Source organism: Mycetocola zhujimingii (genome assembly GCF_003065425.1).
GTDB lineage: Bacteria > Actinomycetota > Actinomycetes > Actinomycetales > Microbacteriaceae > Mycetocola_A > Mycetocola_A zhujimingii.
Genome location: NZ_CP026949.1, coordinates 1,938,343 through 1,950,698 on the forward strand (window position 1 = coordinate 1,938,343; position 12,356 = coordinate 1,950,698).

General features: G+C 64.8%; 13 protein-coding genes. 3 read left to right on the top strand and 10 right to left on the bottom strand.

What is annotated here, in order from left to right; all coding sequences use genetic code 11:
• Nucleotides 1-9: 9 nt before the first annotated feature.
• The 6 genes from C3E77_RS09215 to C3E77_RS09235 all read right to left on the bottom strand — a co-directional run bounded on the left by C3E77_RS09215 (nt 10) and on the right by C3E77_RS09235 (nt 6,895).
• Complete coding sequence (locus tag C3E77_RS09215) at nt 10-459, bottom strand: SRPBCC family protein (RefSeq protein WP_108391365.1); 450 nt, start codon at nt 457-459, stop codon at nt 10-12.
• 84 nt (nt 460-543) lie between these two features.
• Nucleotides 544-1,944, bottom strand: a complete 1,401-nt coding sequence (locus C3E77_RS09220; RefSeq protein WP_108391366.1) for an APC family permease — start codon at nt 1,942-1,944, stop codon at nt 544-546.
• Between the two features lie 147 nt (nt 1,945-2,091).
• The gene (locus tag C3E77_RS15415; RefSeq protein ID WP_162924964.1) at nt 2,092-2,268 is read right to left on the bottom strand and encodes a hypothetical protein; all 177 of its coding nucleotides are present in this window, start codon (nt 2,266-2,268) and stop codon (nt 2,092-2,094) included.
• A gap of 138 nt (nt 2,269-2,406) precedes the next feature.
• Entirely contained in the window at nt 2,407-6,162 is a 3,756-nt protein-coding gene (locus C3E77_RS09225) for an SCO7613 C-terminal domain-containing membrane protein (RefSeq protein WP_108391367.1), read from the bottom strand.
• Nucleotides 6,159-6,419: a helix-turn-helix domain-containing protein gene (locus C3E77_RS09230; protein ID WP_108391368.1), complete on the bottom strand. Its 261-nt coding sequence runs from the start codon at nt 6,417-6,419 to the stop codon at nt 6,159-6,161. Before C3E77_RS09230 ends, C3E77_RS09225 begins: the two co-directional genes overlap by 4 nt.
• The gene (locus tag C3E77_RS09235) at nt 6,419-6,895 is read right to left on the bottom strand and encodes a DUF2975 domain-containing protein (protein WP_108391369.1); all 477 of its coding nucleotides are present in this window, start codon (nt 6,893-6,895) and stop codon (nt 6,419-6,421) included. Before C3E77_RS09235 ends, C3E77_RS09230 begins: the two co-directional genes overlap by 1 nt.
• Nucleotides 6,896-7,128: 233 nt before the next feature.
• Between C3E77_RS09235 and C3E77_RS09240 the strand changes: the two genes are divergently transcribed.
• On the top strand, nt 7,129-7,857 hold the full coding sequence (locus C3E77_RS09240) for an NADPH-dependent F420 reductase (protein ID WP_418288077.1): 729 nt from the start codon (nt 7,129-7,131) through the stop codon (nt 7,855-7,857).
• Nucleotides 7,858-7,902: 45 nt separating this feature from the next.
• On the opposite strand, the gene C3E77_RS09245 is transcribed toward C3E77_RS09240, so the two are convergent.
• Nucleotides 7,903-8,382 carry a PPOX class F420-dependent oxidoreductase gene (locus tag C3E77_RS09245; RefSeq protein WP_108391371.1) on the bottom strand — a complete coding sequence of 160 codons (480 nt, stop codon included), beginning with the start codon at nt 8,380-8,382 and terminating at the stop codon, nt 7,903-7,905.
• A 7-nt stretch (nt 8,383-8,389) separates the two neighbouring features.
• The gene (locus C3E77_RS09250; protein ID WP_108391372.1) at nt 8,390-9,268 is read right to left on the bottom strand and encodes a helix-turn-helix transcriptional regulator; all 879 of its coding nucleotides are present in this window, start codon (nt 9,266-9,268) and stop codon (nt 8,390-8,392) included.
• Nucleotides 9,269-9,369: 101 nt separating this feature from the next.
• On the opposite strand from C3E77_RS09250, the gene C3E77_RS15420 reads away from it, so the two are divergent.
• Nucleotides 9,370-9,516, top strand: a complete 147-nt coding sequence (locus C3E77_RS15420) for a hypothetical protein (protein ID WP_162924965.1) — start codon at nt 9,370-9,372, stop codon at nt 9,514-9,516.
• Nucleotides 9,517-9,549: 33 nt separating this feature from the next.
• A complete protein-coding gene (locus C3E77_RS09255; RefSeq protein WP_108391373.1) occupies nt 9,550-10,791 on the top strand; it encodes a multidrug effflux MFS transporter in 1,242 nt (413 codons plus the stop codon).
• Nucleotides 10,792-10,900: 109 nt separating this feature from the next.
• Here C3E77_RS09255 and C3E77_RS09260 read toward each other — a convergent pair whose 3' ends face one another.
• Nucleotides 10,901-11,674 (bottom strand): carboxymuconolactone decarboxylase family protein, encoded by a 774-nt coding sequence (locus tag C3E77_RS09260; RefSeq protein WP_108391374.1) that lies wholly within the window; start codon nt 11,672-11,674, stop codon nt 10,901-10,903.
• 185 nt (nt 11,675-11,859) lie between these two features.
• The gene (locus tag C3E77_RS09265; protein ID WP_108393220.1) at nt 11,860-12,345 is read right to left on the bottom strand and encodes an NUDIX hydrolase; all 486 of its coding nucleotides are present in this window, start codon (nt 12,343-12,345) and stop codon (nt 11,860-11,862) included.
• Nucleotides 12,346-12,356: the final 11 nt, after the last annotated feature.

The following is a 12,356-nucleotide window of genomic DNA, read 5'->3' on the forward strand; positions in this document are numbered from 1 at the left end:
CGACCGGCGCTAGTGGTCGATGGCCGCGAGAAACGCGTTGCGCTGCTCGATCAGCCTTCGCATATACCTGGCGAGCACGGGCCTTTCGGCCAGGCGGCCAAGGACCCCAAGCGGCGCGGCGAACGAGACCCGGTCAACCATGACCGAGCCCGTTCCGTGCGGGCTGAACAGGTGCTCGTGCCGGAAGTACCGGAACGGGCCGCGAACCTGCTCGTCGGTGAACGAGTGCGGTGCGCTCATCGCGGTGATTCGACTCGTCATGCGAAGCGGCAGCCCGAAATGCCAGGCGCGCCACGTCACCTCCTCGGTGAGGCCGATGAGCCCGTCCGTCACACCGCCGACGGCTGTCTCCCGTGACCTCGACAGTGAGGCGGTGTGAGCTGTGATGTCGCGGGAGAGATCGAAGAGACGGTCAACGGACAGCACCGACTCCGTGGTGCATTCGAAGGAGACCGGCATGGCGCACAACCTACCAGCAGGCCGCGATCCTCGGGCTCGGAAGCGTCTCGGAGGCGTCGGTGTCTCGCCGACTCCCCCGCTACCTCACTGGCGGCTGCGTTTCCTGGCGGTGTAGATCCGCTCGACCACCCACAGCACAACACCGATGCCGAGGAGCGCGAGGGCGATCCCGTACTGCCCGCCAGGTCGGCCAGAGGTCCACGGAAGCACCAGGTAGAGGCACGTGATCGCACCGATGACCGGCAGAACCACAGGGGTACGGAAGGTCTTGTGCTCGACGGGCTGTCGCCGGAGTACCAGGACCGTGACGTTGACGACCGCGAACACGGTGAGCAGGAGGAGCGAGGTAGTGCCACCCAGAAGAGCGACGATGGAGCCCTCGGCATCGAGCGAAACGTAGACGATGAGGCCAGCCGCGAGCACGCTCGTGAAGAGGATCGCCGCCCACGGAGTGCGGCGTTTCGGCGCCACTTTTGCCAGGAAGGGCGGCAGAACATTCTGTCTGCTCATGCCGTAGAGCAACCGGCTCGCCATCATCATGTTGATGAGGGCGGTGTTGGCGACCGCGAACATCGAGATGAATGGCAGCAGGGCGTTGATCGGGAAGCCGGGAGCTGCGGCCTCGACCGCCGTCACGAGCGGTGTCTCGCTGCCGACGAGGTCTCCGATGGGTACGAGGGCAACAACGGTGATCGACACAAGCACGTAGATCACCGCCGCGATGCCGAGTCCGCCCAGCATCATCTTGGGGAAGATGCGGCTCGGATCTTTCGTCTCCTCTGCCATATTCACCGAGTCTTCGAACCCAACCATCGCGAAGAATGCCAGTGACGTCGCCGTGCTGACCGCGAGCACCACGTTCTTGTCTTCGGGAGTGTCGAAGGCGACAACTTGCGACCAGTCGGCGTTGCCGCCCGCAATCGCCCACATGCCGATGAGAATGACGAGGAGCAGACCAGACAACTCGACAAGGGTCAGGAGAACGTTGAGCCAGACGCTTTCGGTAACACCGCGAAGATTGACCACCATGATCAGCAGGATGAACCCGAGCGCGATGAACATGGTCATCACGGTCTCGTCGGGGAGGTTGAAGGCGACAGCGAGGTTGGCCGCGAACGCACGGGACGCCGTCGAGGCCGAGGTGATACCCGAACTCATCACGATGAAGCACACGATGAAGGTGAAGAAGTGGATGCCGAATGCCTTGTGTGTGTACAGCGCAGCACCGGCAGCCTGCGGGAACTTCGTCACGAGTTCCAGATACGAGAACGCGGTGACAGTGGCCACCGCGAACGCGAGGAGGAAAGGCAGCCACGCCGCGCCACCGACCTCAGCGGCAACCTGGCCGGTGAGCGCGTAGATCCCCGTACCGAGGATGTCGCCGACGATAAAGAGGAGCAGCAACCCCGGCCCGAGCACTCGCTTGAGTTCCGGTTGCTCCGGTGCGACAGTTTTGACGACTTGCGTCCAGGACGGATCACTCACGTTGTGCCTCCTTCGTCGGGCACCCAGCCGATCACATCGGGCGGTTTACATCAAGCCTTTTTCGTCGAGATGTCGCGAGGCACACCCGCAACCGGTCGATGTTCGAGCCGGTTGCGGGTGCGACTGCTGGCGACTATGTCCGTGCGCTCACGAGGTCTCTGCCGAATGATCGACCGCCTGGATCAGGGCGTCGACCGCGTTCAGCAGCTCGTGGATGGCCTGGCGTTCTATGGAGTCCTCACGCAGTTGTTGAACCGCGAAGGTGGCCGCGTTCGCGTATTTCCGAGCGTCAGCGATGAATGACTCTGATTCGAAGTCGGTCATGGCAGTCCTTTCGCCAGATGTCGTTGAAGAGGTGCACGAAAACGTCATCGGCGATGACGTTCGGCATCACTCTTTCAGCTTCGCGCGCTGGAACGTAAGGCCCTAGGACCCTGCCGCCCGGGCACCGATGTTCGTGGCTTAAGCCAGGTCGCGAAGCCGGTCGGTGACCGTGTTAGCGTCACCGGCGCGACGCTCGTAGGTGACGGCAATGATGAGAAGCACAGCGCCGACAACGGCAAGGGTTATCCACCACGGCATTGACTCGATCCCCCGGCCGATCTGTACCAGGAAGACGACCACGTTCTCGATCGGAAGCACGACGATGCCGAGCACGAAGGGAGCCGCGAGCTTCAGACTCGAACCGATGAGGATGGCAACGAGCGCGACGACGATCACGAAAATGGCGCGCCACGTTTGCGGGTCGGTGAAGGTGGCGGTGACGGATGCCGACAGCAGCGTCACGAGGCCTGGGGAAAGGAGCGCCCACGAACCGCCCCAGCCTGCGGGCCAGCTGTTGACGGTGGCGTCGGTCCTTCGATCAGCATCCGGATGCTCACGAGCGGCCAGGATGATCGCGCCGGCGGCGAGCAGGAAAAGCCCGAGGGGCACCGAGAACCACTCCACCCGCAGATCACGGGGGCTCCAGGCGACAATCGAGGTGACAAAGGCGATCCCGAAGATGAACCAGACCGGAGGCAGGCTCGACGCATGGGTGCGCACCCGCCACGCGATGACGAGAACGGTAATGAGGTAAGCGAGCATGAGCGACCACATCGCCCAGATCGTGAACCAGTCGCGCTCGATCGCGGTCCACGTTGCGACGGCGACGTAAAGCGCCGCTGGCGCATACAGCCAACGTGTGTGAGTCAGCAGCGATTTATCCACGGCCGCCGACCGAAGGGCCCGCGCAGCAGCGGCAGCAGGCAAAGCACCCGCCAGTCCGATCCCGAAACACAGCAGGACGAGCGGTATCCCTCCGGTGATGATCGGGTCAGCGCCGAGTCCGAACCTCACGCCCTGGATCGCACCGGCCGCCCCGGCAGCCATCGCGACACACAGGGTCGGCGTGCGGAGGGTGTGTAACAACCGCGCACGGGTTGACGAGCCGCGCCCGAGCACAGCGCCGAGCGCAAGCAACACCCAGGACGCAGCGACAAGGCCGTACCCCCGCCACGGCGCCAGGGCGAGATCGCCTGTGCCCGAAACCGCCAGGACGACCAGGACGGGTGCGACGGCCATGACCAGGCCCGTCGTGTAGAGAGGGCCGGCCCGGTGACCGCGCGCAGTGAGGATCATGCCGATCGTTGCGGCTGCGAGGCTCGGCGGAAGCAGGTACGGCTCGAGCACATCGATACCGGCGATGGCCCACAGGCACCAGAGTGCACCAGTGAACGCCGCCCCGGCTACCCACCAGCCGTAGCGACGGTCCGCCCAGACCGACGTGGCCGCTGCGCCGAATCCGAGGATCACGAGAACGATAAACGTGGTCGGCAATCCCGCCGCATCACGCACGAGCGCCAGTACAACCGCGATGACGGCGGTGAGTGCGGTGGACGCTTCGATCGCGATGCGCGCCGCCGTGGCATCCGGAGCCCCAATGCCACGCTTTTCGAGAACCGAGCCAATGAGACTCGTGCTCGGCAAGACGGTAGCCGCGATCGCGGCGATGACCGGCAGCGTCACGGGGGACGCGCTACCGAGGAGCACCTGGGCGCCGAGGCACACCACCACTACCGCGAGCGACGGAACGAGCAGGCCGGCAGCGATCGCACGGAGCACCACGCTGAGACCGGGACGACGCGAAACCAGGAGGGTGAGCGCGAGCAGGAAGATCAGGGAGGTGGAGAGCGCTGTCCAGCCGCTGCGCTCAAAGACGACCTGCAGGATCCCGATCAGGAACGGCACACTCGTCACAACGAGGATCGCGTGCCACGCCGCCGGCGTGACCCAGCGGATGAAGGTTGCGGCGATGGCGCCGATCGAGGCAACGGATGTGGTCAAACAGAGCAATGGGATGGTTTCGACGCCCTGTTCGGCGAGTGCAGTGGCGACGATGACCAGCGCATATGCGTAGCCTGCGCCGACATGGAGAAACCGCGCCCGGGTCGGCACTGTTCGACCGAGCACGGCGATGGTCACAACGACCGCGATGCCCGCGAGCACCGTCGCGCTGTCGTCGGTCCGCGAATAAACAATGGCAAGCAGCACAGCGAGATGGCTGCCGACGATGAGCGGCAGCCTCGTTGTCACCGCGGCATCCCTGATCCGTGGCACAGCAACGATCGCCAGGCTCACCGTCGCCGCCAGGCCCAGGGCGAGCGCGATGCGCGCCCACACCGGAAAGACACTCAGACAGGCGAAGGTGAGCCCGGCCAGGGCGAGAATCCAGAGGGCGAGGGTGCCGATGACCGACGCCAGTCGGACGGAGGCAGCTTCGGACAGCGTGTCATCAGCCCAGGCGGCACCACCGCGCCCCGTAATCGCCGAGAACGCTCCAAGCCCCGCCGCCGCGGCCGCGAGGCCGACAACAACAGCGATGATGCTGCCCGGCGGCACGGTCAGTATCCTGGCGTCGGCGGGATCGACGAGCGAGCTGAGAACCGTGGACGTCCCGATTTGCATGGCGATCAGAACGGGCGACACCACGCTCACACCAGCAACGACGAGCGCACCGCCCAGAAACGACCGCCGCCCCAGGGAAGGCACCGTTCGCGTGAGCGCGTTCAGTACGAGCACCGCGGCGACCCCCGCTGCGGGCAACAGCGCCTGATCCCACTCGCCGACCCCGTGGCTGGCGAGCGCAAGAGCGAGCGGGAGGCTGATGGCGGCGCCCACACCGGCGGCCCCGGCCGTCGCACTCCAGAAGGTCCTGGCAAACTGCCGTGTCGTGAGGACAGCGAGCACGGCGACGACGGCCAGGACAGCAGATATCGTCAGCCAGTACGCTGTGGTCGAGCGGGACCCGACGAACCACACCTGAGTGAGCACGATCGCTACCGCGAGGACCTGAAGTATCGCGAGCGCCGTGCGCTCCGGCTGTACCCGCTCGCCAAATGATCGCTCCAGCCGCGGCATCAGCCCCATCAGGGCGAGAGCTGCAAACGCCACTCCGAGGTGTCCAATCGTCGCCGACAGCGAGGTTCCACCACCCGCGTATCCCAGCATCGCGGGAACCAGTGCGACACCCAGGAGAGAGATCCAGAGCCAGCTGCGGATGCGCGCGCGAACCGACGCGACGACCATGACGGTGCCGCCGATCAGGGTCCCGGTGGCGGCGAACACCCACGGGCTGGCTCCGCCCGGCGCGAGTTCGGAGAAGGCGGAGATATCGAGGGCGAGGAAGAGCATCCCGAGGCCGCCGACGGCTTCGGCCGAGAACTGCAGCTTGCGGCGCGCAAGCAGCCAGGCTCCGCCGAGGAAGAGAATCGTGACCAGGCCGACGATGACGCTCCGGAGGGCGCGATCGGTGAGGTCGGGGTTGACGAAGGTGAAGACAAAAGCGGAGACGGCGAACAGTCCGGCACCGGCCACCGCGAGCACCGACTGCACCGTGGCGCTCGAGCGCGGTTCGGGGGGAACGACCGCTTCGGTGCTCGGCTGACGCGGTACTGACACGCGCGGGGGCGCCTGCACCCCCGGTTCTGTCGCTGTCCTGTCGGCAGGGGCGGGGCGAAGCACGCGTTCGAGCACTTCCTGGCGCGCCATGAGCGCCTCGGCGGCCGCCTTCGAGGCGGTCCACAGCTCGGCTGCCATGTCGTCTGACAGTTCAGCTCCGCAGTTGCGGCACCGTCGATCCACCAGCGCATCGACCTCGCAGACCGGGCACGACGTGCCGTCGAGGAGATGGTTGACAGCGACAGTGCTCCACGGGCGCAGGGTGCGCAGCGTGGTCACGCGTCCGCACCTTCCGTGCTGGCGCCGGTACCGGCATCCGCACCGCCCTCTTCATCAGGAACCCACACGAAGATGTCGCCCGGCTGGCATTCGAGCACGCGACAAATGGCGTCGAGAGTCGAGAAACGCACGGCCTTCGCGCGTCCGTTCTTCAAAACCGACACATTGGCCGGGGTGATGTCGATGGCGGCGGCGAAGTCGGCGACCGACATTTTCTTTTTCGCCAGCTCCACGTCGAGGTTGATCACGATGGGCATCAGACGACTTCCGCCAGGTCTTGCTCGAGCTGGGATGCCTTGCGCAGAAGCCCGCGCAGGACGACGATCAGCAAGCCAAATCCGGAACCGAGGACGATTCCGAGCGCACACAGGATGGTGACGGACGGCGAGGCGACACCGGCCAACGCGAGGGTGATGAACGATCCGGCGATGAGGAGGGTCGCAACGGCAACGGCGACCAGGATGATGTCGACCCACCTGAACGCATCGATGCTGAAGATGCTCGAGCCCCGGACCAGAGACACGAGTCGCCACACACAGAGGAGCGCGACCTGCACACAGACGAGGAACGCCACTGTGATGAGGATGCCCGGCCCTTCGAGGTAACGCAGTTCGGGCGACCTCTCCGCCATCTGGTCTGCAACGGCGGGAACCACAAACACCTGGCACACCAGCAACAGCGCGATCATCACGACGATGAGCGCTTTCAGGGCGACGATCGCTGTCCGGTCCAAGGTGACTCCTATCGATTATCGATTTCTATCTATCGAAAAACAATATAGTCACACTTCGACGGAAACGGCTAGACATTCTTACTTTCCGCTTCGGTTGCGCGAGTCGGGACTCATCCAACAGGAAGTGGAATGCATGGCCGCCGCAACTGGTTAGGACCAAGGAGCGTGATGGCTGTTGCACGGCTCCTCCGAGTACGCTGCACCCCAGGCGGACCACCACACGACACCGACTGATCGACATCAAGGAGAGCGACATGAAAGAAATCGGAATCATCGGCAGCGGAGCGATCGGATCCGCCATCGCTCGTCTCGCCGTCAAGGCCGACTTCACGGTCGTGATTGCGAACTCGCGCGGGCCAGAGTCGCTGACAGATCTTATCGACGAACTCGGACCCAATGCCCGGGCCGGCACGGTTCAGGATGCTGCGACCTTCGGAGACCTCGTCGTCCTGGCCGTTCCCCTGAGTTCATACTCCAACCTGCCGGTGGACAGCCTCGCTGGCAGAACGATTCTCTCGACCGGGAACTACTATCCGTACCGAGACGGGCGTATTGCACAGCTGGACGCCCTTGAGACCACGACGGCGGAGTACGAGCAGTCACTCCTCCCCCACACGCACATCGTCAAGGCGTTCAACAACATCGTTGCCCATCACATCCCACTTCTCGCTCACTCGGAGCCACGCACAGCTCTCCCGGTCGCCGGCGACGATGTCGCGGCGAAGAAGGACGTCTCGAGCGTCGTACATGCGGTGGGCTTCGACACCGTCGACGCCGGGACCCTGGCCGAGTCCTGGCGATTCGAGCCCGAGTCGGGCGCGTATACGGAGATCTACGCCGCGAACCAGGAGGGCTTCAGCAAGGACTTCCTCGCTGACCGCGGAGCTCCCGTCACCGCAGACCGCCTGCGTGAGCTGCTCGCCGCATCACATCGACCCGACGTCGCGGCCCGGCAGTTCTGACCGACGGGCGCCGGGGCTCTCAAAAGCACCGGTGAGGCGGGCGCGTCACTGAGCGTCGAGCCGCGCAGCAACCTCGGGTGGGAAGCCGCCGGTGGCAATCGGACCCCACCGGGTGGGCGTGATCCGGATCAACGACTTGTCCTGGACGGCCATGGCCTGGCGGTACTCATCCCAGTCCGGATGCTCCCCCGCGATGCACCGGAAGTAGTCCACCAGCCCGTCAGCCGCCTCAGGCATGTTCAGAACCTCGGCATCGCCGTCGATCTGCACCCACGGGCCGTCCCAGTCGTCTGAAAAGACCACGACCGAGGTGTGCGGATCGCGGGCGGCATTGCGGGCCTTGCTCCGCGCCGGGTAGGTGGAGATCACGATGCGGCCTTCGGCGTCGACTCCCCCGGTCACGGGAGACATCTGGGGCCGGCCGTCCGCACGCGTCGTTGCGAGAAGCATCCGGTGACGGGGGCGGATGAAATCGAGGACTTCGTCGCGGTCGACGGTGGTTGAGGTTGCGATCGTTCGAGCCATGCCCCGACTATATCGCCGCCGGCATGGTCGGGACCGGCATCACTGTGGTCCCGAGGAGCTGAAGGCCCTCGAAGTCGTGCGACCCGGGTTCCGCTGTCAGAACAGTGAGTTGCGCGGGCAGATCTCCGACAAGATCCAGGCCGTTGTAGTGCAAGGTCAGTTCGCCGACGACGGGGTGGTTGATCCTTTTCAGTCCCGTCGCGTGTTGCCATACGTCGTGGCGACTCCAGAGTTGCCGGAATTGGTCGCTACGGGTCGAAAGCTCACCGACGAGGTCGTGGAGTTCCTTGCTGTGGGGGTCGCGGCCAGCTTCGGTGCGCAGCTGCGCGACATTGGTCCCGGCCACGGCTTCCCAGTCGGGGTAAAAGCGTCGGGCAACCGGCTCGAGGAAGATGAATCTGGCAAAGTTCGGCGGCGATGTGGTCGAAGTCGAGATCATTTCGTTCATCAGCGCTCCGCCGAGCGGGTTCCACGCCAGCAGATCTGTCCGACCGTTCCCGACCAGCGCGGCAGCAGATTGCATTGAGTCGAGGAACCACTGGATGCTCGGCGATGGCCGCCAGTATCTCGCGGCCTTCGCCTTTGCGCGTGGGGCCGCGGCCCCTCTATCCGTCTGACGCGCGAGCCGGTACAGGTGCTCCCGCTCAGCGGCATCCATCAGCAGCGCCTGTGCCAGACCGTCAAGTACCGCGTCAGACGCGCCACCAATAGCGCCGCGTTCCAGGCGCGCGTAGTACTCCACACTGACACCCGCCAGCGCGGCGGCCTCGCCCCGACGCAGACCCGGTACCCGCCGGTCGCTGCCACGCGGAAGTCCGACCTGCTCGGGCTCGACCCGGGCCCTCCGCGTCATCAGGAAGTCGCGAACCTCCGCTTGGTGATCCATTACTGAAGTTTAGGTCGACACGGATCGCGGGTGGGATGCCCTGTCGGGGCACGTTAAGACGGGGACTCCCGCGCGCACGAATCACACGGTTTCCTGAGGTCATGCCAGTTCGATTCCTTGCCGCACCTGTGGCCGTCCTGCTGCTTGCGACCGTTACAGCGTTTGCCAGCACCGCGACCGCGCTGTTCAGCGACCGCGTGGGCACCGCTCAGGTCCCTGATCTGGCCCAGCCGCCTGCAGATGAGTGATCACCGGACGGACGCGCCGGGATGGAGAAACCGATGGATAACACCGCCCCCTCAACAAGTCGCGGGCACTACCTGCTCCGTCTCCGGTCCGCCCCGGTATGGATCGCGACGATTCTCGCAACCTTGACCGTGTTTGGTCCGTTGTCGATGGATCTCTACCTCCCGGTTCTCCCGAGCCTTGCGGACGACCTCAGCACCACGGTTTCCGCCGCGCAACTGACCATGACGACCTGCTTGTTTGGCCTCGCTTTTGGGCAAATCATCGCGGGTCCGCTTTCCGACCGGTATGGCCGTCGACGCCCCCTCGTTGCGGGCCTGATCATCTACACGATCGCGTCTCTGTTGTGCGCACTCAGCCCGTCCATTGCTGCGCTGGTCGCTTTTCGACTCGTGCAGGGACTCGCCGGAGGCGTCGGCCTCGTGATCGCGCAAGCCGTCGGCAAGGACATTTATCACGGACACAAACTGACGCGCTACTACAGTCGCATCATCGTCCTTTCCGGCCTTGCAGCAATCGTCGCTCCCGTGATCGGTGGGCTGATCGCCTCGATCATCGACTGGCGCGGTTTCTTCGTCATTCTGACGGTCGTGGGGGTACTCGTCACGGCAGCGGTCACAGCAGGATTCGGCGAGACCCTTCCCAGGGACGCACGGCTCGCTGGCGGGATGCGTCAAATGGCTGGCCACGTCGGTGTGCTGCTGCGGGACCGACTGTTCGTTGGTGCGACCATCTCCAGCTCGCTCACCTCGGCTGCCTACTTCGCCTATCTCGCTGGCTCCCCGTTCGTGCTCGAGAACATCTACGGGATGTCGCCCGCGCAATTCGCCCTCGTGTTTGGGGCAAATGCGGCCGGATTTGCCACATTCGGTTTCCTCGCCGGACGCGCGGCCGAGCGCTGGAGCGAACGCCGCGTCTTCGTGAGCGGACTTGTGCTGATGATTCTCGGTGGCGCGATCCTCACAGCCAACGTTCTGACTGGACTGCCACTTCCGCTCACGCTTGTTGCGCTCTTCCTTATCGCCGCCGGGGCGGCCACGGTTTCACCCCCCGCGACGACTCTGGCACTCGTCGACTACCCCCAGTACGCAGGCACCGCCGCGGCTATCCTCGGACTCGCGAGATTCGCCGCGGGAGGCATTGCAGCGCCGTTCGTTGGCCTGGCCGGCCCCCAAAGCATGGTGCCCATGGCGCTGGTCGTTCTGGGAACCGCCATAACCGCCACGGTCGTGTACCTGAGGCTCGTCCACCCGGCGCCCGTGAGAACGGAACCATGATCAGGGGCTCGCGCACGAAATCTGTTGCCTGACGGGCAACCCGGGCGCGGTGTGCCGCATCGGCCACCTCCACTACGGCGCCTCGCTTGCCGTCGTTCTCTTTGCAGCGTTAGCGAGGCGCCGGGGCGGCCGCCTCGATTTGTGCCAGCGCGTTGAGCGTGCGGGGATAGCCGATGTACGCGACCAAGGCGGTGAGTACGCCAACCAAGTCGGTGCGACTGTTACCAACGTTGAAGTTGGCCGTCACGTGGCTCTTCACCTGGCTGTCGGCGCCGCCCAGCGCCGCGAGCAGAGCGAACGTGATGAGTTCACGCTGTTTCAGGTCGAAACCGGTGCGGGTGTAGTAATCACCGAAGCAGTTCCCCGAGAGGAATTGCTGGAAGTGGAGACTGTCGGGTGATGAACGGGCGTAAAGTCCGTCGATGGCCTCTGGCCCGAAGATCTCCTTCTGCAGTGCCAGCCCGGCGGCCATCCGTGTATCGGGAGTCGTCGTCGCCTGACCGTCCACGGGAAGCGGGATGCCGCGCTCGGTGAAAATCTCGTTAGTGGCAACAATGGCGTCGAGGGCGCGCGCAATGCCGACGTACGCGACGGATTGATAAGTCAGCTCCTTCACCTGGATCGCTGTGACACCAACGTCGAGCGCTGCGCCAAGAAGGAGCCGGAACTCGCGCACAGCGCCAACGGCGATCGCTGCCGCGAGTTGATAGATAAGTCGGTCCCTGCGGTCCAGATCGACGTGTCGGAGGGTCTCGCCGAAAGCAAAATCCTGGTAGAGCGCAAAGAACTCAGGATCGGTCTCCGAAAGCGGCGGTCCCGAGGATACTCGTGCAGTGGGATGGACGATCTCACGTTCTCGCCGGGCTTCGTCGCGGATGGTCATCGTGTTCCTTTGCGCTGTTGCGTCGACAGCGAAGTCAGATGAAGTCGAGGACTTCGTCGCGGTCGACGGTGGTTGAGGTAGCGATTGTTCGAGCCATGCCCCGACTCTATCCGCGACGCCGCGAAACCGTGGAAGGACGACGTGTTTTCATTTCGTGGATGGGAGTGCGCTCCTGATGACCACCGCTAAGCGTCGAAACGACCCTCCGCGCGGAGCCTCTCCGTGAGGACATCCAGCACAGGCAGCTGCCCCTTGACCAGCTTCCCCCGTGCCTCTGTTAGCCCCACCCACCGCGCATCGTCGATTTCTGGGAACTCTTTCACGACCCCAGACCCCTTGGGCCACTCCAACTGGAACGTATTGCTCGCCACCCGATCGACGGCGAAGTCTGTCTCAGCGGCGAAAACGGTGACCACCTTGCCCGATGGCTGCCGGAATTCCCCCAGGCTGGTGTACCGCGCGTCAGGTGCCGGCGCACCGATCTCCTCCGTGAACTCGCGCCGTGCGGCTGCAAAGGGATCCTCGTCCGGCTCGTACTCCCCCTTCGGAATGGACCAGGCCGCCGTCTGCCTGCCCTCCCAGAACGGTCCGCCCATGTGGGCGATCCACACCTGCGGCTCACTTGCGTCCGTCAGCCGATACAGCAGGATGCCCGCACTGCGCACTACCATCAGCTCGCCAC